General features: G+C 61.1%; 17 protein-coding genes and 1 pseudogene. 5 read left to right on the plus strand and 13 right to left on the minus strand.

The genetic code is table 11. From position 1 onward, the window contains the following. From POM99_RS20155 to POM99_RS22595, 3 genes and pseudogenes are all read left to right on the plus strand, one after another. A partial coding sequence (locus tag POM99_RS20155) for a TolC family protein (protein ID WP_277280489.1) occupies nucleotides 1-1,615 on the plus strand: 1,615 nt, incomplete at its 5' end. Nucleotides 1,616-1,851: 236 nt separating this feature from the next. After that, nucleotides 1,852-2,037, plus strand: a pseudogene (locus tag POM99_RS20160) (IS481 family transposase); the annotation flags it as partial. After that, nucleotides 2,026-2,283 (plus strand): hypothetical protein, encoded by a 258-nt coding sequence (locus POM99_RS22595; RefSeq protein WP_498072241.1) that lies wholly within the window; start codon nucleotides 2,026-2,028, stop codon nucleotides 2,281-2,283. The pseudogene POM99_RS20160 and the gene POM99_RS22595, both read left to right, overlap by 12 nt. A 143-nt stretch (nucleotides 2,284-2,426) precedes the next feature. Here the strand turns inward: POM99_RS22595 and POM99_RS20165 are convergent, their stop codons facing one another. The 3 genes from POM99_RS20165 to POM99_RS20175 all read right to left on the minus strand — a co-directional run bounded on the left by POM99_RS20165 (nucleotide 2,427) and on the right by POM99_RS20175 (nucleotide 5,216). Continuing rightward, nucleotides 2,427-3,755 (minus strand): type II toxin-antitoxin system HipA family toxin, encoded by a 1,329-nt coding sequence (locus POM99_RS20165; protein WP_277280490.1) that lies wholly within the window; start codon nucleotides 3,753-3,755, stop codon nucleotides 2,427-2,429. Next, nucleotides 3,755-4,006 carry a helix-turn-helix domain-containing protein gene (locus tag POM99_RS20170; RefSeq protein WP_277280491.1) on the minus strand — a complete coding sequence of 84 codons (252 nt, stop codon included), beginning with the start codon at nucleotides 4,004-4,006 and terminating at the stop codon, nucleotides 3,755-3,757. The genes POM99_RS20165 and POM99_RS20170 overlap by 1 nt, the downstream gene beginning before the upstream one ends. Before the next feature lie 946 nt (nucleotides 4,007-4,952). Beyond that, nucleotides 4,953-5,216, minus strand: coding sequence for a hypothetical protein (locus POM99_RS20175; protein ID WP_277280492.1), 264 nt, complete (start codon nucleotides 5,214-5,216; stop codon nucleotides 4,953-4,955). 411 nt (nucleotides 5,217-5,627) lie between these two features. Between POM99_RS20175 and POM99_RS20180 the strand changes: the two genes are divergently transcribed. After that, nucleotides 5,628-5,858 (plus strand): hypothetical protein, encoded by a 231-nt coding sequence (locus POM99_RS20180; RefSeq protein WP_277280493.1) that lies wholly within the window; start codon nucleotides 5,628-5,630, stop codon nucleotides 5,856-5,858. Nucleotides 5,859-6,128: 270 nt separating this feature from the next. Here the strand turns inward: POM99_RS20180 and pelF are convergent, their stop codons facing one another. The 10 genes from pelF to POM99_RS20230 form a co-directional block, all read right to left on the minus strand. Continuing rightward, complete coding sequence (gene pelF, locus POM99_RS20185; protein ID WP_277280494.1) at nucleotides 6,129-7,568, minus strand: GT4 family glycosyltransferase PelF; 1,440 nt, start codon at nucleotides 7,566-7,568, stop codon at nucleotides 6,129-6,131. A 65-nt stretch (nucleotides 7,569-7,633) separates the two neighbouring features. After that, entirely contained in the window at nucleotides 7,634-8,512 is an 879-nt protein-coding gene (locus POM99_RS20190; protein WP_277280495.1) for a hypothetical protein, read from the minus strand. Further along, entirely contained in the window at nucleotides 8,509-9,456 is a 948-nt protein-coding gene (locus POM99_RS20195; protein ID WP_277280496.1) for a hypothetical protein, read from the minus strand. The genes POM99_RS20190 and POM99_RS20195 overlap by 4 nt, the downstream gene beginning before the upstream one ends. Next, nucleotides 9,453-10,931, minus strand: a complete 1,479-nt coding sequence (locus tag POM99_RS20200) for a hypothetical protein (RefSeq protein ID WP_277280497.1) — start codon at nucleotides 10,929-10,931, stop codon at nucleotides 9,453-9,455. The genes POM99_RS20195 and POM99_RS20200 overlap by 4 nt, the downstream gene beginning before the upstream one ends. Next, nucleotides 10,928-12,622 (minus strand): tetratricopeptide repeat protein, encoded by a 1,695-nt coding sequence (locus POM99_RS20205; protein WP_277280498.1) that lies wholly within the window; start codon nucleotides 12,620-12,622, stop codon nucleotides 10,928-10,930. Before POM99_RS20205 ends, POM99_RS20200 begins: the two co-directional genes overlap by 4 nt. Then, nucleotides 12,619-13,491 carry a glycoside hydrolase family 191 protein gene (locus POM99_RS20210; protein ID WP_277280499.1) on the minus strand — a complete coding sequence of 291 codons (873 nt, stop codon included), beginning with the start codon at nucleotides 13,489-13,491 and terminating at the stop codon, nucleotides 12,619-12,621. Before POM99_RS20210 ends, POM99_RS20205 begins: the two co-directional genes overlap by 4 nt. A 2-nt stretch (nucleotides 13,492-13,493) precedes the next feature. Then, nucleotides 13,494-14,885, minus strand: coding sequence for an exopolysaccharide Pel transporter PelG (gene pelG, locus POM99_RS20215; RefSeq protein WP_277280500.1), 1,392 nt, complete (start codon nucleotides 14,883-14,885; stop codon nucleotides 13,494-13,496). Nucleotides 14,886-14,910: 25 nt separating this feature from the next. After that, nucleotides 14,911-18,288, minus strand: a complete 3,378-nt coding sequence (locus POM99_RS20220) for a M10 family metallopeptidase C-terminal domain-containing protein (protein WP_277280501.1) — start codon at nucleotides 18,286-18,288, stop codon at nucleotides 14,911-14,913. 948 nt (nucleotides 18,289-19,236) lie between these two features. Next, nucleotides 19,237-19,434 (minus strand): hypothetical protein, encoded by a 198-nt coding sequence (locus POM99_RS20225; protein WP_277280502.1) that lies wholly within the window; start codon nucleotides 19,432-19,434, stop codon nucleotides 19,237-19,239. Nucleotides 19,435-19,816: 382 nt separating this feature from the next. Next, the gene (locus tag POM99_RS20230) at nucleotides 19,817-22,513 is read right to left on the minus strand and encodes a calcium-binding protein (RefSeq protein WP_277280503.1); all 2,697 of its coding nucleotides are present in this window, start codon (nucleotides 22,511-22,513) and stop codon (nucleotides 19,817-19,819) included. 459 nt (nucleotides 22,514-22,972) lie between these two features. Between POM99_RS20230 and POM99_RS20235 the strand changes: the two genes are divergently transcribed. Continuing rightward, nucleotides 22,973-24,013, plus strand: coding sequence for a mannose-1-phosphate guanylyltransferase (locus tag POM99_RS20235; RefSeq protein ID WP_277275271.1), 1,041 nt, complete (start codon nucleotides 22,973-22,975; stop codon nucleotides 24,011-24,013). Nucleotides 24,014-24,265: the final 252 nt, after the last annotated feature.

Here is a 24,265-nt window from a genome sequence, read left to right on the forward strand (position 1 = left end):
CGGTGGCGATGGTGGTTCCGCGGGCAGCTCCGACGGCAGCAGCAGCTATGCCGCCGATGCCGAAGAGCACCGCATGGCGATGATGGCGGACCTGCCGCCCGAGACCCCGGCCGACATTGCTCAACTGGCGCAGGGCGGCGCCCCGGTCACCGCGCTCACCGATGCGCTGCGTCTCGCCTACTGGACCTCGCCCGCCGTGCTGGCGCAACGCTCCGCGGTGACAAGCACCGACTACAGCGTCACCCAGGCCCGCGCCAACTTCGGGCCCAAGTTCGATTACCAGCTGACCGACACCTATCAGCGCGAAAGCCTTGAACCGCAGCGCTGCGCCCCCGGCACCCCACCGATTTTCTGTCCTCGGCCCGGCACCCGCTCCTCCGAGCGCAAGGGCTTCAGCACCACCGTCTCGGCCGTGCTCAACCAGCCGCTGTTCACCTTCGGTCGCAGTTTTGCCTCGGAACGCTTTGCCGTTGCCCAGCGCAATTTCCAGGCGCAGGTGCTGCGCAGCACCGAGATCCAGGCCCTGTTCGAAGCGATCGCCAGCTATGTCGGGCTGCTGCGCGATCGCGCCGCCGTGACCATAGCAGCCGACAACTACCGTACGCTTGCAACCGAGCAGTCCGATGCACAAGCCCGCTTCAAGGTGCGCGAGGTGACCGCCACCGACGTGCAGCAGGTGATCACCCGCGCCGAACTCGCCCGCGCGCAGCTCTTTGCCGCGCAGCGCGATGCCGCGTCGAGCGAGGCGTCCTTTGCGCAGAAGGTGGGCGCGCCCGCCGGCACGCTTGCCGCGCCCAACCCGCTCGACCTGCCGGTGCGCACGCTCGAGGAAGCCTATGCCTATGCCGAGGCCAACAGCCCCGTGCTGCAGGCCGCGCACTATCGCGAGCTCTCTTCGCGCGCCGCCATGGTTCAAGCCAAGGCGGACCTGCTCCCGCGCGTCGATCTGCAGGGTAGCGCGCTCTATGGCAGCCAGAGCCCCTACAACAACGCGTCACGTCTGAAGCAACAGCGCGCCGAAGTGGTCATTTCGGGCCCGATCTACGAAAACGGGCTGCGCCAGGCCCGGGTGGGCGAAGCCAAGGCCGCCAACGATTCCGACTGGCGCCTGCTCGACGGTGCCGTGCGCGACAACCGCGCCGCGCTCGCCGCCGCATGGAACGACTGGAAAGCGCAGGAAGCCGCAATCGAGCGCCTCGCCCTCTCGGTCGAATCCGCGCAGCAGGCGCTTGACGGCGCACAACTGCAGGAACGCGCCGGCCTGATCACCACGCTCGATGTTCTGCAGCTGACCCGCGAGCTGCTCAACGTGCGCTCCAGCTACAACAACTCGATTGCGTCAGCCTATATCAGCAAGGCCCGCGTGCTGGCGCTGATGGGCGCGCTCGAACCGCGCTGGCTGCTGCCTGACGACCCGCGCTACAACCCGCAGGCCCATTTCGACAAAGTCAGAAACCAGGGCCAGATCCCCCTGTTCACCCCGTTGATGCGCGCGCTCGACGGCCTCTCCGTCGGCCCCGCCAACCGCCGCGCCCTGCGCGATCCAGGCACGCAGATCGAGACGCCCGCAGTGAAACCGGGTGTTTCGGCAGACGTGGTGGCCAAAACCCAGTAAGCAATCTCCGCACTATGGGCGCGGGCGCATTTCCTCGGGCCGCAGGCGGGAACGGGTGCTGATCGGCGAATACGGAATGGCGGTCCAGGCCGCGAGGCACGTGGCAGGTCAGGCTGACTGTTGGATCGCGTGCCAAACGACCTGGAGAGTCGCGGACCTGCCGGCTTGGCGTCGGCTCGATGTTTGGTCCCGGAGTTTGATGGTGCATCATCCATGCAGGAATGGAAGGATGCACTATGGGACAAGTTGTTCACGGCAGCGCCAGCACGACGGCGGCAGTCCGTCGAGCAATACAAAATAGTCAGGAGAGCCTGAGGGCGCCCGCCAAGCGGCACGGAATCAACCAGAAGACTGTTGCCAAGTGGCGCAAGCGAAGCGGCACTTCCGACCTGCGGCCCGGCCCCAAAGATGTGTATTCCACGAGAGCATGGCGGGTCATCAGCCCTGTTTCTCGATGGCGAGCACCGCTTCGCCAGCTTCCTTGCAAGGATGCCGATAATTGGAAAGGATTGCTCATTCCGGGCGTGGACTTGATAGCCGATCCCGCGAGCCTGTTTGATTCCGACGATGAGCGCGTGCCGCTCGGCTCAATCGTGCGCGGTGGGACCTATCTCGCGGTCACCGCCAAGTGTGCTGATCGGTTTGGGTCCAGGACGCGAAACGCATAAACCTTCGCGACGATCTCCCGAAATCACCATCGAACCAGAAGGCCGGGTTCCTGCACTTGCCGCTCGTGCGGGGCATCGGGCAGGAGCGGCGGGTGCTGTTCGAGATGGACTTGCTGAAGGAAGGTTAAGGTGCCGAGGGGCAGCTAAATCTCATCGAAGGTCGTCTCCAATATGCGTAGCCGTGCGGACATGCTTGCCACGATGCTGTCGTGCACCTCTCGCGCGAAGTCGCCAGGCATCAGCGCGAGCGCTTTGCCTGGAGCGCTCTTTGCGCTCTCAATAATCTCGGTGATCGCCTTGGTCATGAGCGTTGGGCCAAGGCCTGCCGCTTTGCCCGTCTGGACAAAGTGGCGTCCGACCACTTCCAGAATGCGGTAGTGGCGGCTCTGGCCCACGGACATGGCCAGCTTGTATCTGTTGTTCGGGATTTGACGCTTGTCGAAGGCGGGTTGCGCAGACAGCACGTCATAGAATGGCGTCAGGCCATAGCGGCCTTCCGGCCTCAGGAAGACGCTGAAATTCTTGCCGTGGCCGTCCGTTGCCCCGATCAGCCAGAAAAGAATCTGGCTTTTGAAGAAATCTACCTGATCCTTGTGCGGCTTATCCGAGCGTTGCAGAAGCGTCAGGATGTCGGCCACGCCGGGGCCGCCATTGTTCTGGTATTTCTGCGCCGATGGAATGCCCATCGCCTGGCAGCAATCTTCTTGTGGCAAGCGCAAGAGATGCTGCGCATTGCGCCAGCGCCGGTCGAACCGTTCGACCACCAGCACGCGCCGCTTGCCGAACGTCACGATCTCGGTCTGCGCCACATCGAGGCCAAAGGCTTCGAGGAGCTTAAGGCAGTAGTGCTCGTTGTCCACGCTGGCCGCCATATCGATCGGACCGAAGGCGGTCGGGATTTCTCCGAGCTGGGGCTTGAGGAGATGCGTGGTCGGGGTCGTCCCGATTGGCCGCATCCACTGGCCTTCATGCCACAGCAGAGCGGTTTTCTCCTGCGCACCCGCAATCGAAATGCGGAACTCCTGTTCCTTGTCCACACCCAGCGGTGCGGTTGCAAGACTGGCCAGAATGGATTCAATGTCTTCGTCGCTGACGGTCTCGCCCTTCACGTAGGGCTCGGTGTCGGCTGGTCCGTCGTCTGGTATGAATTGCATCGCGCCGACGCAGTCGCGCCCGATGGCTTCCAGCAGACCGAAATAGTCCGTGCCCTGAGCGCCCATCCTCTCGGCCACCCGTCTGCGGACGTGCGGATTGTCGGGCAGAAGATTGTCGAACACGGCCACGACTGGATCACCGCTATAGGCCGTCTCGCGCAGTGGTAGTGATAGCGAGATCGCGAAGGCCGGGCTCCAATCGAGCCAGCTCCGGTCGTACTGAAAGCTCACCGCTCCGTTCGCTTCTTTGAGCAACCGCCCCGCAAGACGATTGTTGATCAGAACATTCAGCGGCGCATGGGCCTTGCGGCGCGCCATCAGAAGATGTCCTCGATGGCCTTTGCCGGTCGCCCGGAGCGGGTATCGATCACCAGCTCAAGATCGAGCGCGGCGAACAGCGCATAAATCGATGACAGCTTGGTGCCCTCGTGCCCGGTCTCGATTTTCGAGATCATTTCCTGGCGCAGCCCTGCCAGATTGGCGAGGTCGGTTTGCGTCAGGCCGCGCTGTTTGCGCGTGCGCTGGATGATGTTACCCAATTGGCGGGGCGAGCGGGCGATATGTGACATAGGAATCTCCTGTGCCGCATTATGCTAGAAATCGCATAAAATGGCAATATGCTATTTTCAGCATAAAACAGCTTTATGCGCTTTCTAGAATAAGGTGGGTTTATGCCTATTCAGGCATAAAAAGCTTACCCGCCTTGCATCGAACCTTGAGGCGGAAACAAGGGTGCCGGGCCGCCCGCTTCGATTAGGGCTGCCGCCTTGGTCTACGCTCCTGGCTTAACGGGGATCCAAAAAATAGAAAAACAAACATGAAATAGGGTAGAATGTAGCGCTTGATGGCATTTGAACGCAGCCCTATGAGACTGTTATGCTCGCTGAAGCTTGACTATTTATTATGGCACTCCATTAAATCACATACTTACTGCCGGCAGCAAAAGTCCCTGCAAAGCGTTCATTACGAACACTGTCCAGCTCGATTGATATTTTCTCTCAAGCGAATGATTTGCCATTTGTTTTTAGGCATGTCTCCCTGCTCAGATAAGGCAAGATGGCAGTCAATGATGGCTAGCGCCGACGGAACGCGGCCTTGTCAGGTTCTGGGCGATGATGGAGTTCGCAGGGCGACAGGAGGCCTTGGGAGTGGATATCGAGCAGTCAGACGAGCCTCCAGCCGCTGCCCAAGCTGGGCCGCTGATTTGGAGCGGATCATGGATCGGAACTCTCCGATCATCCGGCGAGGTGCGACCAGATCGGGCACATGGTTTTCGAGCACGGCCACCAGAGTCGCTTCGGATCTTTCAAGTCCATCACGCGCAGATGTCATCAGGCGAGCAAGGACGCGTGCTGCGGGCGTTCGGGCAAGCCCGCTTTGGTTAGCCTTCTCGGCCAGCCGTCGGCGCTGGACCCATCATAATACGACACCGCTTTGTCCCGTAAAGTCTTCGCTGGGCCTTTCCCGCCAGAGTGCCAGAGCATTGCGGGCACCAGCATCCCATCTGTCGTTCAATCAAGGCAACCACAGCTCGAGGAAGCTTGGCCGGGTTCGGAATACGTCCAGGCGCTGGCCGCGCAGCACGTCTCGGACCAGTTTGCGGTTATGAGCGGTTTGCCGGACGATCTGGCGGATTGATGTCCCGGCCGTGGCCATGCGCTGAATGGCTTCGTTAGTCTCCTGCTGGCGCAAATAGCCTTCATACTGAAGTTTCTTGGCACAGGTCAGAAGCTTGGGGTCGATGGCCTTGCATCCGACAGCATGCCGGATCTGGCGCATGGATTTCCGACCGCGTCGAGGAACGCTCGGCTTGAGTTGCCCATCAGATGCCATCTGTCCGCGACCTGCTCGGCAGCTGGCAGTCCTTTGGCGATGGCCTCGCCATAGCCCCCGCCGCGGACGCGTGCGACGACCGCAATCGACGATGTGCTGCCAACCAGGCGCGTGAGGTCTCAAGGGCTCGATCCGGAAGTAGGTGACAGGTTTACGCCGTTCCAGATCACAGACAATCGTCCCGTAAGTCTGGCCTCGCCGGAAGGCGAAGTCGGCAATGCCAATGACATTGAGCGCGCCAGACTGCTATGCGGCACGTCTGCGGACAACCCGCAACAGCGTGTCCTTGCTCACCGGAATCATCAGACGCTTCAAGAACGCCGCGCCAGGTCTTCCGCCCAGCGCGAGCCCTAGTTGATGAACGATCATCTCAAGAAGTGCGGTTCGCCGAACGTAGCGAGCCAACACGCCAAGATCGAAAGGCTCGCAGAATATCCTTCGCCGACACACGACGCTGTCGCACCAGAATCGGCGCGCCTCGATCACAAGCGAAACGCACCTGCCAGCAATGGGAAGATCCGAGGGACGACGCAGATACCGGTTTTGTATGGCGGCGGCATGGTCGACCACAGTCCGGACAAAATCTGACCCCGCAGCGCGCGCAACAAGATCAGAATCTGCTTTCCGACAGTGTGAACCGATACGACTACGAAACTTTCTGGTGCAAGGTCCGTGCGTTGAAATCGACCGGGCATTGGCTGATCCCTTCGATTGTGGGACCAAACTCTATTACACCTGCAGCAAAAGTGAGTCAGAGCCACTTCTCGATGGCAATCCCGGGTCACTTCTAAATGGCAATCAACACCCAGCCCTACCCCCGGCTCGCGGCAATTCTTGCAACGAAACCTCCCCGCTTGCTCACAAGGCCGCGAGGCGTCGATAGAGATCGCGGTAGGTTCGCATGATTGTCCCATGATCATAGTCGCGGATGACCCGGCGTCTTAGCGCCTCACCCATACGGTCACGCAGACCTGGCGTTTTCAGAATCCGCATGATCGCCTCGGCCGTGGCATCAGGATTGACCAGCGGCGTGACCAGCCCTCCACATTCGCCTTCGGCCCCGCTCGGTCCTTCAATCATTTCCCGGCAGCTTCCGACGTCGGGCGCCACAACCGGTATGCCGCAGGCTCCTCCTTCAAGGATGACGAGCGGCTGTGCCTCGGACAGGCTGGTCAGGACAAGAAGGTCAATGCGCGGCATCCAATCCTCGATCCTGACGCGACCGGCAAACTCGAGGTGGCCGGTCAAGCGAAGGCTGTCGCACAGCGCAAAGCATTCCTTTGCATACTCTTCGTCCTCGTCGGTCGGACCGAGCACGACAAACCGCAGATCCGGGTGTTTCTCATGGGCAATGGCCGCGGCCTTGATGAACGTCTTTACATCCTTGATGGGCACCACGCGCCCGAGAAGCGCCACGAGCGGACGATCTGCCGCCCGCATGGAAACCATGTTCTCGAATCGAGCTGCGTCAATCCCATTGGGGACCACCTTCAGGCGTCCGGCAGGTGCCCCCAATCGCTGCTGCACGAGGCTGTTGGCCCTGTAGAGTGCAATGATTTCCGTACAGTTCAAGTAACAGCTGCGTGCATAGTGCGCGAATGCCCGGCGCCAGAATTCGCGCAGATCGATCAAATCGGGATCGAGCACCAGACCGCGTTCAACCTGATCGCCGATCCATTCGGCCATCAGGATTTCGATCTGGCGCTCGAGAAGATATATGCCGTGCTCGGTAAGGCAAAGTGGCCGACCAGTCTGGTGGGCGGCCCGGGCCCCCAGCAGCCCCGCAAAGCCGGTCGAAATGCTGTGATAGACCTTGGCACGCGGCAAGGGCGCACGACAGACGGCAAGAAGCCCCCCCAGAAGCGCCTGGCTCGCCCAAAAGAAGTGATGGAACGATGAGTAGGGGAACAGTTCCTCGTACTGTCGGCGCACTTTGGCAAAGGCATTGGGATGGCTGAGCAAGGCGCCAGGGGTTATCCCGGGCGCGAGCATAGACAAGCGTTCGAGCAGCAGCGTGAAGTCGTTGTGATCTCCCTTCACGATGAAGTCGATTGCATGCTGCATGACACTGTCGACGTCTCCGCCGGCAATCCGTATCGGGGGAACCCGTTGCGCCTCGAGCGCGATTTCGCTGACTGAGATCACATTGGCCGGCGGCATGATCTTCCACTCGAGCGGCTGCTCATTGGCCTTGATCGCGACAATGTGGATGGTCAGGTCCGGCAAGTGGTTCAGCAAGTCCTGAAGCCAGCCCGAAACACCCCCGATGACATAAGGATATGCGCCTTCGACAATCATGCAGACGTCGGCTTCCCGGTCCTGGACCGCTGGCATCAAGCCTGCTTTGCTTGTTCTCGCGCCTCTCAACATGGAGCAGGCTGCCGGCGCCACCACTGCATGGCCTGCCTCGCGTCTGCAGACATCACCTTTTCAGGCAGGTCGATGCAGAGTTGGTCGAGCCGCGCAAGGTCGCCAGTCTTCAAAGCCTCGCTCATCAGCAATTCGCCCGTTTCCCGGCCGACATTCTCCAAGAACCGGCGATCCTGGCTCAGCACCAATATCTCCTGGACAATCACCTCTCGCTGGCTTTCGGAGAGGAGCACATTGTGACGGACATGGGCCGCCAGGGGTTCAGCCAGCAGCGTTGCGGCTTTACCGTCTCTCCTTGTCAGCGCCTGTCCAAATGCGCGTCGCTGGTGTGCAATCCGATGGGAGACCTGGCTTGCGGTCGCTGCAGCCAGAGCCCTGACGGTCTGATCCTCGTCGTTCAATGCGATACTGACAAGCCTCGACAGACGGGGATCGAAACTGCGCACTGCTGTTTCAAGCGCGGCGCAACGCTGTTCGAGCGAACCATGACGAAGCAGCGTCGCCAATGAAACCAGTCGCGAAGGGTCGGGATGGCGGACCCGGCCGTCAAGCACGCGCTTTACCAGCCCGTCGCCAGTCGCCTCGGGCAATGGCGCGTGCTCCAGTGTGCTGCTGGAACGCCGGGAGATTGCAATCACGAACTGCAGCAGGGCCGGCGCCACCGTCCCGACCAGAACCCCGCAAGGGCCTGCCACCATGCCCATGACCGGCGCAAACCGTCGCTGAGGGGTCCACCACCACCACAGCGCGAAGGCCAAGGCTGTCAGAAGGCCATGCGCTCCTATGGCCGCTGACGGTAAGATCGCGCGATCCAGCGCAAGTCGGAACACGATCATGTCCAGAACGCCCAGGACGAACAGAGTGGTTCTCACGCGACAATGCTCTCTTCGTCTGCCTCGTGCTCGGCAAACTGGCTGGACAGATGGCTTCCCAACCACGCCGAATGGTCGCTGAGGTCTGCAAGAAACTGGTCAGTCAACCGCTCGAACGCGATGTCCCTGATAACCAGGACGGCAATGATGTCCCTGCTCCGGGGCGACAGGATCGGGAGCGCAATAAGTCCGACTCCTGCCAGGAGATCACGCTCGTCCTTGTTGCGGGCAAGCAAGAGCCCGCGCTGCTCGCGCAAGCGTGCCATCAGCCTGCTCGACAGGGCCGGCCTGACAATCGTCGAACGATCGCCTTCGAGAATGGGGAACGTGGCGGTCCCGCGAACCAGAAAGCAGGTGTAATGGTCCGTACCGATGGCCATGCGAAGCAGCTCGCGCAACCGCTCTTGCCGCTCGTCAGGCCGGGCCATCTGCAGCTCTGCCGCAAGCCGCAGGGCACGGTTTACGGTTCGTTCATCGGCAGCTATGCGCTGCTGGAGAGTGCGGTTGTCCAGATCGAGACGACGCAGCACGGCTGCAAGCTTCGCAAGCTTCAACTCGGCACGACGCCTGGCACGAAGCCGGGTTGTCGATCGCCGGTTGCGATAATGCGTGACCTCGCCAATTCCGATCGCCGCCAGATACCACAGCAAGGGCGGCATGGAGATGGCAAGGAGCTGTTCAAAGCGATCCCCCGGAAAAGTCCGGCCGTCACAGGCAATGAGCCAGATTGTCGATGCAACCAAGGTGGCGGCAAGGCCTGCCTCGGTGCCGTAAGCCAGAGCCATGAGGAGAACCGGAATCCAAAGGGGATTCGGATTGACGGACGAGAAGGCATCGCCTTTGAGCAAGCCGATATCCACGCTCGCAAGGATGGCAAAGACGATCGCGCATTCGAGAACGATGCGAATGGCAGTCCGGCGGGGAGCGGGTTGCGCAGGCTTCATGGCAGGTCGCCCAAGCTGCGACGGAGGCCCAGACGACCGAATACCTGCCGCCCCGGAAAGCCCGGCCGTGAGATCGAACTGAGCCCGCTGCTGGCTTCCACCAGCCAACGATCGCCAACCGGCAAGGCGGCAGCGAGGCTGAGATTGGGGCCTTCACCTCCGTAACGGTTGACTGTCCAGCCAGCGCCGGCAGTCAGACCAACCGGGCCAGCGCGGCCGTCAATGTAGACCAGCACCGAATGGTTTTCCCGATCGGCAAGGGCGAGCAAGGCGGCGGCGCCATTCGCGCGGTCTGCGGAGACGTATTCGCCATCGAAGCGGTAGGCCAGCGTTACGGTTGGCCGACGCAGCACGACCAGATCGAGGCCGCCCTCGACTGACAGCGTCTGCGCAGTAGCGAGGTTACGCAGTCCATACGTTCGCAGCCCGCCTTCGAGGCGCCAGGAAAGTCCCGATGTCAGCCTGCTGCCCGCGCCTAGACGCAACTGATTGAGATAACCGCGGTTGCGGATCTGCCCCGCGATCGAGAAATCGGGCAGACCGGCCGAATAGGCGACAAAAAGCTGGGCTTGGGGCGAGCCCCACGTGACCCGGGCACCGCCACCTGTCACTCCTTCATCGATCCAGCTTGCTCCGGAGAAGTCGATCTGAAGGAGCGGTGCTGCCCGCCATGATGCGCTCACCTCTGCCGTATAGGCCCCAGTGACAAGGCTGGAGTTGCCGCTGCTTGCATTTTCGATGACCTGGCGCACGCCCAGCTTCAGTCGTACACGATCCGACACCGGTGTCTCGAGAGTGGCGCGGCTGTCAACCTGAGTGAGATGCGAGCCTGACCGGAAAAGGCTTTCGGCCCCGATGATCCCGCCGGCCCTTGCGATGACCTGTCGCGCCGAATGATCGTCAGCCCCTGCCTCGCGATAGTGCCTCGCCGCAGCGCCAATGTTGGCCTCTGCCGTTTCGGCATCAGCCAGGAGGCGGAGCAACTCGCGGTCCCTCGGAGCGCCAGCAAGAGCGCCTTGCGCGAGGCGACGCGCGTTGGTGGGATAACCGGCCGCCAGTTCCACCGCGATCGCCGTCATTGCTGCGGCTCGGGTAGCCTGACGGGCGTCGTCGTTCCCCGCCGAAGCAACCCCTTCCACCGTGGCAGGCAGCGTCAACTCCACACTGTCAGCACGCACCACGGCCGTCGGAATGGAGACCGCCCGCAACAGGACGGTGTTGTCATTCCAGCGCAGGTCTTCGATCTGGAGGCTCGCCACATCGGCGAATTGCCGGATGCTGCTCTCGATCACCGGTCGGTCGGATCGAATGACTAGTTCGGCGCCCGTCTGGTGAAGGGTAAGGTGTGTGCCGGCGGGCCAGGCCATCACTGCGACAACATCATGCCGGTCGGAAACGCCATCCTCGGCAAAGATGGCAGGATCGATACTGAGTGCTCTGGCGCCCAGGAGAGCTAGTGCCGCAGCGATTGTCATTGCCGCAGGTCCCTGCGGGCCTTGCCCGGTTCTCCCAGAGCAACGCGTAATCGCGCGCTTTCGGCCGAAAGCAGCGCATCACCCGGATTTCTGGCGCGCAATGCCGCTATGACCTGCAAGGCCTCGCGGCGGCGGCCCAGCCGATCAAGCAGGCGGGCCCTCTCCAGCGAAGATCCAGGCGAGAGGACCAGCAGTTGCTCCAGACAGGCCCGCATGCGATCTGGCCGACCAAGGCGTTCCTGGACATCGGCCATCAGCCACCAGGCGTCCTTTGCTTCGCGGTTGTTCGCCAGGACGATCTCGAGCCAGCCGGCCGCTTCGGCCGGACGCTTGCTGTCCCAGGCGTTCCACGCCAGTGCCAATCGGTCTTTGTCACCGCCAAGCCCGGCCGCGAGCTTGGCCTCGAGAAAGCGGGCGCGCAGTCGCCGGTCAAGCCCCGATGGCAAGTTCGCATCAATTGTCCGCACGGCCTGCGCAGATAGCGCAGGGCTCCCCAAGAGATGGGCCAGCGCGTTCGCCCCTCGCACCGGATCACGCGCCGAGCGCGCCAGCGTAAGGCGCATGAGCAGGACATCTTGTGTTTGGGCAAGCGGATGTTGCTCCAGAAACGAAAGCGCCCTCGGCGCAGAGTCGCGCTGTGCATAGGCAGTCAGCCAGAACACTGCCGCGCTCGCGGCACCCGATGCCCTCGCCGCGAGCCACTCAAGGTCTGCCGGTGCGGGTCTGGGTCCGAGCAGGAAAAGGAGACGATCGGCCAGCTTCGATGAGTAGCCGTGCTCGAGACGACGCTGCAAGAGAGCGATCGCGTCGCCACGAAAGCCCAGGCCAAGCAGGCGTTCGGCAAGGCGCCCCGTATCGGCCTCGCTCGCCCCTGCTTGGTCGAGGATCAAGCCACGCAGCGCCTCTCGGTCGCCGAACGCATCCAGCACATGCTCACGCGCCGGACCCTGCTCGTCGCGGGGCAACAGCGCCGCAGCCGCTAGTGCCGCGCTCTTGTCCCTCCTTTTGAGAGCCAGGTTATAGGCGGTCCAGGGCAGTCGGGTGTGCCAACTGGTGCCCTCGAGGCGATCGAGGACGTCAAGCGATGCCATGTCTGCCTTGTTCACGAAACGATTGGCCAGATCGTCGACAATGCGTGGCGGAAGGGCCGGAACAACGCCCTTGGCACGAGCGGCCAGCAGAACCTCGGGCCGAGAGGCCGCAAAGGCCGCTTCGATCAGATCGGGAGCCGGAACGGCTGGATCCCCGCGCACCGCTGCATCGAGCATCTGGTGCGCGAGCGATGCGTTCCCTGTCTCGCGTGCCAGTTCGAACCCGACCCGCCACAGATCGGGGTCTTGCCCATCGGCCCGAAGCGCAAGCAGGGACAGAGCCACCTTGCTGCGTCCCAGCGCGCGCAGATCCTGAACGACCTGTCGGGTGGTAAACACTATGCCTTGCTTTTGCAGGTCCTCGATCAGGGCCGCTATTGCTGGTGCATCACCCTGTGCGAGCACAGCCTCGAGGTCGGGGCGCACGGCCACAGGCACACTGGGTCCCACGGCCGGCCCGCCCATTGCAGAGCGATGCCGCGCGGCAGCGAGAACTTCCTCACGGTCAGGAATGAGGATCAGACCGACACCGATCGAGGCCGCAGCGACGATGGCCGGAACTGTGACAGCCCATGGACTGCGCCTTGCCACGCTGGTCATCCGCCAGGCTCAGGCATCAATCGATCAAGGGCAAGGGTTGCGACGTAGGGATGGAAACCTGCAGCGCGTTCGCGGGCATACAGCGCAAGAACCTGACGATCCTCGCTTGGCTCCCAGTAGTCGAGTGTCATCGCCGCCAAGCCAGGGTTGAGGCTGCGCGCGGCCCGCAGACGGCTTGCCTGCCACTCCCAGTCGTCCTGGCTCAGCAACTCATATTGCTTCCGTACAAAATTCCAGCGCGACGCCATGGACTCGGCCAGAATGTAGTCGATTGACGTCGCTACATCCGGCAGGATTGCATAGCCGCGGTTCAACATGATCTTCATGGCCGGATAACGCTTGCGAATGTCGCGTACCATTGCTGCTGCTGCAGCAATCATCCCGGCATTGGCTTGAGGTGCGGCTCGCTCCATAGCTTCGGCATTATCCGCCGTATCAATGAAGATTCCGTTGTAGCCCTTCGACAAGATCTCTGGAACTATGCGCGAGAGTACTGTGTCACGCCACTTGGAGCTCCGAAGATCGGCAAAGTAGGCGCCGGGCCAATTGGGATTGGCCTGCCCAAGAACGCCGCTGGATTTCAGGTCTTCGAAGTAAGGCCGGCCGTGGTGGACTTCACCAAGGCTCATATAGCCAAGAAGCACACCATGGGGTGCCCGCAAAGGTTCTATGGGTCGTGAATGATCGGGGTCCAGAACGAGCAGATCAAACTTGCAAGCAATCTCAGGGTTCGTTGTGGCACCATAGTCTATGCCCCAACGCAGGCTGCCTTCGGCTGCAAGGCTTCTGGCCGTTCGCCCATTTGCTGCCAGTGCCAGCGACAGCAACTTGATGATCTGCCTGCGATCGAGGCCCTTGAGAACCGGCATCGTCATATCCAAAGCCGATGGTGGCCGCTGCCGACCATCGAGGGATTGTTTCCGACGAACAGGAGATACGTGAGGTCCTGCGTCGCCTTGCTCACCATGGTGAGAGCCACTGCTGCAGCGACGATAGCACCGGCCATGTAGCCCAGGCCGAAGCCTGCCACTCCCAGTTGCCACTGCGCCCAGACCATCAGCCCGCTGGTGACGCAGAAACTGGTCCAGACCAGAAGAATGCAACCGAACAGGTCGTAATATGCGAGATAGATTGTCTTCTGGAGTACGACGAGGTGGAACAGCACCCCGATGACCGTGTTGCGAAAAGCAAAGATCCCCCGCGTGTCTGCTCCCAGCAGATCAAAAAGCGGAACCGCAAAGACCCATGACAAGCCCACGATCAGCGACTGGAGGATTACCGTCAGCCTCAGATCGTAAAAGATGACGCCCGCCAGGCCACGGCGGGCCTGTTCGATCGCGGTGAGCGTCGCGGTACCGGTGCAGGCCGAAAGCATGCGCCGAAAGGCATGGTCGAAGCGGGTTTCGGTAACGATCAGGATCAGTGCCATCCCCGGTACGATGGTCAGTAGCCCGAGAAAGCTGCCATGGTCATTGATCGGATTGACCCGCAGGCTTCCCGCAGCTGCCACGCTGCCGGGCGCAAACCACAAGAGCCATTTATCGATCCAGATGGCCGCAGTTGAGGCAAAACCGGCAGCGATCATCAGCACGAAGGTCTTGCGGCCCGGCAGATCGACAGCGGCTCGTCCAAGAGGTGCGCAGAAGTAACGACGCAGGGTGACCAGCAAGATCGCGAGAGTCACACCGGTGCCCGCGCACACTGCAGCCAGGGTCCGCTCCACCGGGGTCGCCAGCAATCCCCCAGCCACCGCCGCACCTGCCGCGTAAGCGAGGAAGATGATGCGGTACTGCTCGATCGCCGTCAGCAGGGGTGAAATCACCCAGATCTGCGTCAACCAGATTACCAGGAGGATCGCCAGGGACGCCTGGATGAAGCTCAGCGCGCACAATGCTCCGAAGACGAGTGATCCCAGAACCAGCGCCAACAGCGAAGCGGCAGCGATTCCGCCCAGCAGGAGGGCCGGAACGCCCATCTGGTCCTTGACGAACAGGCGGTCCGCCACGAGACGCACGGACAGCAGGTTTACCGGGCTTGCGGCAACGGCTGAAAGGCAGAAGCAGTAGACTGTCACCGCCAGCATATCGTGTTGCTGCCCGGGCGCGAGGCGCGCTTTCGTCCAGGTTTCAAGCCCAATCGTTGCCAGCACCGTCAGCAACCACGGTCCCGCACTGATCAGAGCACCGTAGCCGGCTGCGCCGGCAATGCCGACAAGCCCGCCACCGCGCGCCATGTTGTTAAGTCTGAACCCGATCCCCGCCATCAGTGCGCACAGCCCGCAGGCCGACTCAGAGCACGAAATCGCTGGCGGAGAGCGTCAGATGTCCCAAAAGCCCAATCGAGAACGCTGCACCAGTGCCAGAGGTTCGACCTTCCACCACAGTATATTCCACACCATTCACGAACTGGTAGAAGTAATGCACCTGAGAACTTGCGGTGAACTTCGTCGTGGGTGTAGCCAGAAAAGAAAACGCCTGATCGCCACCCTGGAAAACACTGGCATCGATCTGGGAGATATCGATCTTGTCTATGCCGAGTTCGAAATCGCGGATGATGTCTCGACCACTTGTCGAAGTCGCACTGTCATTGGTCGACTGAAACAGGAAAGTATCAAGTCCACCACCCCCGATCAGGGTGTCGCGTCCGGTGCCTCCAACGACAAGATCGTTGCCGCTTCCAGCATCGAGCGTGTCATCGCCGCTCTGTCCGTAAAGCTGATCGGTTCCGTCACCACCATTGAGCCGATCATTTCCAACATCGCCATAAAGCTTGTCATTGCCGCCAAGGCCGTTGATGGTGTCGTTACCCCACGACCCGTTGAGACTGTCTTCTTCCCCGGTGCCATTCATGGTGTCGTTGAACAGTGACCCGGTGCGGTTGATGCCGGTCTTGTTGGTCACGCTGATTTCAAGCGCCTGCGTGTCGGCCAGGCCGCGTGCATCGGTCGCCACGATGGTGACGTTATAGACGTTGTCGCGATTGAGGTCAGCTGGCGCTTCAAAGTCCGGCGCAGTGCGGAACGTAAGCGCTCCGGTGGCAGAATTGATCGCAAACAAGGCTCCGTCGCCACCGGCCTGGATGGAATAGGCGACAATATCGCCCTGAAGCTTGTTCGCATCGGTCGCAAGGACGGTCGTGACCGCCGACAGATTCTCGGCCAACGAGATCGTTGCGGTTGCACCTGCGCCATTGGACGCGATGACCGGCGCGAGGTTTGCCACATAGCCGACACTGATCGTGTGCGGGCCAGGTGCGCCGATATCGATGGTGTAGATTTCGCCTGCAGCACTGACGACCGTGCCGCCGGTCACGCTGACCCAGTCATTGCCAGGCGCCTGCACATCGACAACGACTTTGCCCTCACCCGACAAACTGAAGGTCAGATTGCGCCCATCGCCCGAAATGCTCTCGAGGACGGCGCGGCTGGGCAGCGCAGTAACATGGGTCACATCGTCGGGCGCTGCGCCCACGGTGACGGCAAAACTGCCGCCCGATGCAGGCAGGAACACACTGTCGCTGTCATAGGCATACCAGCCACTGACCTTCTGGATCACCTGTCCCGCACTGGTGTTCCCCAGCTCGAGCGCGAATGTGCCAACACTCTTGGACGCAGCAACATTGGCGGTGATCACGTTTCCGGTGACGGAGGTCGTCACGGTGGTGCTCTGGAACGCATTCATCCGCTGGGCAAGGTCGCCGAGCGTGACAAACTCCATGTCCGCATTGCTTGCCATCGCGATGAAGTCGGTGAACATCTGGGTCGAATAGGGGCTCGGTCCATCGGAATTCCATGCCGCCGCACCATAGTCGTGCCAGGTCCAAAGCACGATCGGGGCCGCACCATGCGATGTCACTTCCGAGAACTGCTTCGCCCATTCCGCACTGGCTTGCGCAATGGTCTTCTTCTGAAACTCGATGAGCGTGAAATCGGACATGATATTGGGCGCGAAATAGTACGAGCCCGAGTTGGCCTGGGTTGGATTGAGATATCCGAACGCGTTCGGGTAGCCTGCACCCACCCCGCTGTAACCACCCGTAATGTAATTGTAATATTGAAGAATCTTCTGCGCCGTCGCCAAAGACTCAGGGTTCCCCGGAATGGCTGCCCCTGTGATGTTGTAAGTCGAACCGAGATAGGCACTCAGTTGCTGCTGCAGAACGCTTTTCGAATCAGCAAACTCGAACTGCAGCTGCTGGTCAGTCAAAAGGTTCGTGTTTTCAGGATGCGTGTAGCTATGTGACCCAAGTTCGTTTCCACGCTCGATCAACGCCTTGTAATAGGGCAGGGACACTGCCCAGTCGGTTGTAGCGCCATTGGCGGGGTCATTGCCGACGTTGAGGTAGTAGCTGCCGACAAACCCGTACTTGGCCTTCCAGTCCGAAACGATCGGGATGAGCTTGTCGTATACGCCGGGCGAGCCGTCGTCTGGCTTGACTTCGAATTGCTCCTGGCTCTGATCCATGTCCACGCGCGTTGCCGTGATGCCGGACTGCCGGGTCATTCTGAGCGCAAGCGATAGCGTTTCGGTTCCATTCACCGAGTAGTCGATCGCCTTCTGCAGAAGGTTGTTATCCGCCATGACGGCCGCGCTCGAGAAGAGCACGTTACGGCCGCCAGTCTGGGTCGCCAGCGCCGCAGAATAGGACTGACCCGCAATCGTCTCGGTCGCAATCGTCGAGCCGGTGCCGCTCACGCTGGCAAAAGCGTTCCAGCCAACATTGGTGTACTGGCGGATGAGCTCGCCATTGCCATAACCATCGAGGATCTTGCCACTTGCGTCAGTCGCGGTGAGGGTCACGTCGCCGGTACCACCGTCTACGCGCGTTGCATCGAACAGCGATTTCATGCGCGCATAGGAATCCCCGGCCAGCGCATTGTTGTTCTGGTCGTTCGTCATGAACTCGCCCGCGGCAACCAGCCCGATCCCGAACTGCCTCGTCGCCTGCTCAAGCGTGTTCGCAATCTGGTCGACCTGGCTTACCTCGACGTTGCGGAACGAGGGGAAAACGAGGGTGTCGTACTTGGCCAAAGTCGCGAGACTGGTAAGATCGCTTTCCTGCAGGATGTCGAATGGTATCCCGGCTTGAGTGGCCTGGGATTGCGCAGCCATGAAAAGCTGCGAGTAGGCCATATCACCGAAATAGTTCTTCGCCGTGGTTTCCGAGTAGACGATCGCAATACGTTGATCAGCCGCCGGAACTATATCGGTTTCATTGTAAACCGTGAACGGCTTTGACGAAAAATTGCCAGGCAAGAACACATTGTTATTGATGTCATAGAGTGTATCGATCGCACTGGGGGTACCAATATCAGCCTTGGCCACCTTGAACTCGACAACTGTGCGATCGGCCGACCAGGCCGCCTCCAGTCCGCTCTTGACCAATGTCTGACCGGCATCACCAGAATAGAGCGAAACCTGCCCATCGGCGCCGACGTTGACATTGAATTCCGCGCCACCGGCAAACCCGAATATCTGGAAGCCAGTTGTGCTGTTGCGGTCGGTATTGAGCCAAGCAGTCGTGCCTTCACCGATCGCGGTTGGGGACTGCATTGCAAATACAAAGCCATCTCCGTCCGACTTTGCGAAGATTGCATAACCAGATGGAAGTCCAGAATCGATACGGTCTGCCGACGTCCAGTCCGAAAGGCTACCATCAACAATCATTCTAGACCCCCTGGTCGATCAAGATTCGCAAAACGTCGGCCATAAGACTCCCGCCATTTCGCCGCTTAGCGCATGAAGAGTGATTCTGTAACTCCTGGTAACCAATCTGATCTCGCGTTTGTCCCAACATGAAACATTTTGTTAACCAACTGTTTCCATTACGCAAATGCACAATTAATCGCCGCCTCATGCTCGCATCCGCAAAAATTTTTTTAGCAAGTCCGACCTTGCAAAGCGGCTATCAGGTGGCGGAGCGCTCGCAATGCGCATCGTGGCGCTGTCCGGACAGGCAGGACCGGACAGCGGTCGAAAAGCGCCCGGCCGTGCAAACGCAGGCCTGGCCTTGACCCGATCGGGACTTCTCCCAATCCGATCACCCCTGCCGCTTGTGCGCGAGGGCATGGCCAAGCGGGCCACCCGCCTGCCATCGGCGCGGGCAATCAACCACGGGCAGGACAAAGCCCTTTTCTTCATGCCTGGGGAAAAGGGCCGTCACGCAGCATCGCATTCGTCAAAGCAAGCCGGTGTGAGCGAGTCTTGTTCGGGCGTTTGCGCTTGAGTGTCTTTCATTGACTTCACTTCGCCAGGGAAACCTCCTGGCATCAGACGAGGATCTAGTGCTGCCTTCATTTTGCAACTTGCAAGACGAGTTTGCCGCTTGCCTGATTTTTCAGACAATCAATTACAGCCCGCACGGGTCTCGGCCGGTTCAAGCATTGTCCGATGCTCGCAGGTCGAACGCTACGACCTGGTCATCTGGCCCAGGTCACCGGCCGCACTCGCGACCTTTTCCGCAACTATACGCATGGCCAGAAGGGATAACCGCAAGCTTCCCGTCTTAATGGAACCAACTGCGCATGTCCCCGTATGGAACAGCGCTGACAGACGACTTTCCAGTGTGCGGATCTGTCTGCAAGCTGGACAAAACAAAGACGGGAGGCATGGATGCTATCGGTCCGGGAACAGAACGCAAGAGGAAGGCAGCGGGCTCCACGCCACCACTATATCCTGCTGTTGCAGGCAGCGCGGCCCGAACTTGCCAAGCAAGTCGAATTGTTCGCTGATGACGTTCAGGAAGCTTTGCGTGTATCGTGCACCTCGAACGTCTACAGTTCCGCGGAAATCTGGGAAGATGGCAGATTTCATGCCGTGATGAGTCTCTAGGGCCATCGAAGATGGCAAAATAGGATTCATGACCCGCCCGCCTTTCCCGGCTAGCAGAGTCAGAACGCACCTGGCGCGATGCAAGGCCCGTCGCAAGGCGACCGGCCTGTCGAGCGCCCTCGAAGCGAGGCGCCTGTAACCCAGGATTTTCCGCTCGTGTGATCGCGGAGCGCTTCACCTCTTGAGGAAGCTCTCGGAAGGGCGATGTCTTGCGCTCGAGAACGGCGCAAGACACCGGCCATCCTTACGCCTCCCCGGAGAAGTCTTCCGGGGCGCGCCAAGGCGCTGCTGGCATACTGCGTGCCGCAGTGCTGGTCAGCTGTTTGCGCCGATGCGGCGCCCTCCTCGCCCAGCGTCCGACACTTCAGATCAGCAGGAAGTCGGAGAGATGCAGGTCGAGGCCTGGCGCAACCATGCCAATCTTCACGGGTGTGCCCGAGCCCGCGCCATCCGCATCAAAGAGAACAGCGCCGGTTGTCTGGTTGTAGAGAATGGTGGGATGACCGCCCGATGCCGCGAGCACTGGCCCTTCCTCGAAAACCAGCCCTGAAAGCGGGCTGACCCCAGAATGGGCGATCTCGATCCTGTCGGATCCGATCTGAAAATCCGTGATCGTGTCGAAGCCGGTCGACTGCAAGGCGTCGAATACAAACACATCTGCGCCTTCACCGCCAGTCAGGGTGTCGTAACCGCCACCACCGATCAGGCGGTCATTGCCAGGGCCACCAAAGAGGATGTCGTTCTGGTCACCCCCGTCGAGTACGTCGTTGCCCGCTCCGCCATGGATCGTGTCCGTGCCGCCCATGCCCTTGATCGTATCGGCACCGAGACCGCCGCCAAGAACGTTGACCCCCGCATTGCCGCTGATGAGGTCATCATGACTGCTGCCCGTGACATTCTGGATTTGGCTGTAGACGTCGCCCTTGGCATTGCCGGTATTGCCCGAGGGATTGGCAAGGCTGATCGCCACCCCTGTTTGCGCATCGGCATAGGACACGGTATTTCGACCACTTCCGCCATTGAGGTAGTCTGGGCCGGAACCGCCCGCAAGGACGTCGTCTCCGCCAGCGCCAAAGAGTCGGTCGCTGCCGCCCTGTCCGATCAGCAGGTCACTGCCGGTAGCGCCGTTCAGCACATCGGAGCCAGCAGTCCCGAAAGCTTTGCGATATCCCGACAGGTCAGAGAATGGATCGCTCGCACTCGTTCCATCCTGGTCTGAACTCGTCGAACCTGCAGGTGCAGTCGTCGAGCCCGAATTGGTCGAGCCCGAAGTTGTCCCCGAAGTTGTCCCCGAAGTTGTGGTCGTGGGCGTGGTCGTGGGCGTTGTCGGTGTCGAGAGGGAGGTTGATGGTGTTGAATTCTTGCCATCGTAGTCGGTGACGACGATCTGTGTTGAGACGTTGGCGGCGACCAGTGTTGTGGCGCTGACGTTCCTGAGGGTTGCCAGGGTGGTGAAGCTGTCGCCGCCGCCATTGGTGTCGACCTGGACGAGGGTATCGCTGCCGGCCTGGACGAACTTGACGTAGCCCTTGGCGAAGAGGTCGCCGCTCCAGCCGTAGTGGCGGGCGATCACGGCAAGGTCGATGACATCACCGCCCGCGCCGGCGGTGAAATCGGTGATCGTGTCGTTGCCTTCGTTGGCGTCCATGAACACGAAGCGGTCCTGGCCGAGCCCGCCGGTCAGGATGTCGTTGCCGGCCCCGCCCCAGATGTAGTCGCGGCCCGCGCCGCCCGAGATGGTGTCGGTGCCGCTGCCGCCAAGCAGGCGGTCGTTGCCCGCGCCGCCGGTGATGGTCTCGTCGAGGACGAAGGTGCCGGCCTTGACCACATTGTTGATGAAGGCCAGCGTCGGGCTGCCGGCGGCGATGCTGTAGCGATTGCTCAGCACTTCGAAGATGGAGTTGGACAGGGTGTTGCCGGTGGCGCCGTTCTGGTTCCAGTAGGCAAAGCCGACGGTTTCCTTGAGGTTGACGTTGTCGACCGTGATGCGCGTGCCATCGCCGTTGCCGTACTGGTAGAACAGGATGCCGCGCTCGTTGTTGCTGCCCGAGACATCCTTGAAGGTGTTGTCGGTGCCGCGTCCGCCGAGCACGCCGAAGCTGTTGACCACGACCGCGTTCGAATAGGAGCTGAAGCGCCCTTCGCTATGCCAGGAGAAGGCATACGAGGTGGTGCCGTTGGCCACGACATTGGTTGCGGTCAGGCCGATGTCGGCGCCGTACTTGGACGGGTTGACGTCGCTGCTCCACAGCCCCACCGCATTGTCGTCGACGCCGTGGCGGACGTGCTCGGTGTAGAGGCCGTTGACGGTGGTGCCGACCGAGCTGGCCGAGTGGACGCCGTAGCCGAAGTGGCCGTTGGCCGGGTCGTCGGTCAGGTTGATCGCGGCCGACTGGGTGACCAGGGCATTGACCGTGCTGACGAAGTTGAAGCCCATCGAGTTGCCGTCACGCACGGTGACGTTGTCGACATGGGTGTTGATGGTCGAGCGCACCGAGACGAGCGCATTGGCCCAGTCGGGATGGCTCTGGTCGCCCTGGACGGTGCCGTTCTTGATGTTGACCGTACCGCTCTGGTACTCCGAGACGCGGACATTGGTCTTGTAGAGATCGGCATAGGCAAGATCGCCCTCGAGCACGAGCTTGTTGCCATCAACCGCGATGACCTTCATCGCCTGGCCGAGCCGCGTCGCCGCGCCCTGGTCATTGGGCAGGACATCGTCGGCAATGACCTTGATCCACTCGCCTGCCTGGACCGAGGAGGCATTGGCATACGTCACCGTCACGTGGCCCGAGGCATCATGACCGACCTTGCTCGAGAGCGGATCGCCCATGCGCCCGTTGACCCAGATTACCGAGGCATCGCCGCCCTGCTTGAGCGTCGAGCCGTTCAGGTCGATCGTGATGTCGCGGTGTGCGGCATCGACCTGCAGCCCCTTGCTGACCACGATTTTGGCGTTTGCGGGCAGAACAAGCGTTCCCCCTGACGGCAATCCGCCCAGTGCCTTTTGAATATCGGCTTCGGTCGATCCGTCCCTGAGCCGAACAATGGTGTCCGCCATTCAATGATACCTTCATTGTCCATGAAGGATCGCAAATAACTGGAAAACCCCCTGAATCCCTTCACTTCTGTGCAAGAATAAATCCGACTAATTTACGATCCGAAATAAAAGTTATTTTTAAATTGAGAAGAATATTCGTTCACTTCGCGCCCCGGCGCTCCCCTTGCAGAAGAAAGTTCATTAGTCACTCCACGAACAGCCAATAGTGCATTTTTCAAGGTGGGCTGCCCCCGGATGCATGTCCCCAGTTTCAGTGCGTATTCACGCACGCGCCTTGAGGGACGGGTGGAAACCTCACAAAAACAACGGCCTGAATGGTGGCAATTGCCCGGATTCATGCATCTGCCAACGAAGCCGGGACACAATCTTGGCATAGCATTGCCAAACCAGGCTTGCGCATTGCGTTCGGCACTGGGAAAGGCACCACGCAATGCCAACAAGTCAGGCTGACGGGATACCATGAGCGATATCATTCCGGTTGTTTTGTGCGGTGGCTCCGGCACCCGTCTTTGGCCCCGTTCGCGCAAGACGATGCCCAAGCCGTTCCTGCCCCTGGTGGGGGACAGCACGCTGTTCACCGCCACCGTGCTGCGCTGCGACAAGGGTGAGGGCTTTGGCGATCCGGTGATCGTGACCGGGGCGGCGCATCTGGACCACGTGGAGGCGCAGCTGCCCGACCGGGAGCACACGCAGATCATCGTGGAGCCCGAAGGCAAGAACACCGCTGCGGCCATTGCGCTGGCGGCGCTGCGCCTGCCCGAAGATGCGGTGATGCTGGTGTGCCCCAGCGACCACCACATCGGCGATTGCGCGGCCTTTCAGGCAGCGGCGCGTGCGGCGGCCTCGCTCGCCTCTCAGGGCTGGCTGGTCTCGTTCGGCATCGCGCCGACCGCGCCCGAAACCGGCTTCGGCTACCTCCGCCATGGCGAGGCGATCGAGGGCACGGGCGGCATGAAGGTGGCCCAGTTCGTGGAAAAGCCGAACCTGGAACGCGCCATCGAATTCCTGGCCAGCGGGGACTATTCGTGGAACGGGGGCATCTTCGCCTTCCGCGCCGGCACGTTCCTCGATGAGCTGAAGGCGCATCGCCCGGCGATTCACGACGCGGTGAAGGCTTCGGTGGACAAGGGTGCGGCCGATGGCATGCGCTTCCACCCCGATGCGGGGGCGTTCGCGCTGATCGAAAGCGAAAGCGTGGACTATGCGGTGATGGAAAACACCAGCCGCGCGGCGATGGTGCCGGCGGTGATGGCCTGGTCCGACATCGGCAACTGGCAGGCGCTGCACGATGCGCTGGACCGCGATGAGGATGGCAACGCGGTGATGGGCCGGGCCGAGCTGAAGGATTGCCGCAACGTGCTGGTCCACACCGATGGGCCGCGCGTGAACGTGGTTGGCGCATCGAACCTGATCGTGGTGGTGGACAAGGACGAAGTGCTGGTCTGTACCCCCGAAGGCGCGCAGCTGGTGGGCAAGCTTTCCGGCGCGGCCAATCAGTGACAGGGGGCCGGTAATGGGCAGACCCCGCATCGCCAAAGTTGCCCAAACAGCCGGGTCACGGGGGAGGAGGTGATCACTTCTTGCCTCGCCCTCCAAACAGCGTCCAGCACAGCGCTGCCAGCGCAACCCCTGCCATAAGGGCAAGACCCAGAATTTCCATCGCTACCGTTCCCAGCCGGCCAATCGAACGAGCCCAGACTAGCAGATTCTGCAGGAAACCAGACTAATCCCTTCGGGAAGCCTGTTGGCACG

The sequence above is a fragment of the Novosphingobium cyanobacteriorum genome (assembly GCF_029436685.1).
GTDB classification, from domain to species: Bacteria; Pseudomonadota; Alphaproteobacteria; order Sphingomonadales; family Sphingomonadaceae; genus Novosphingobium; species Novosphingobium cyanobacteriorum.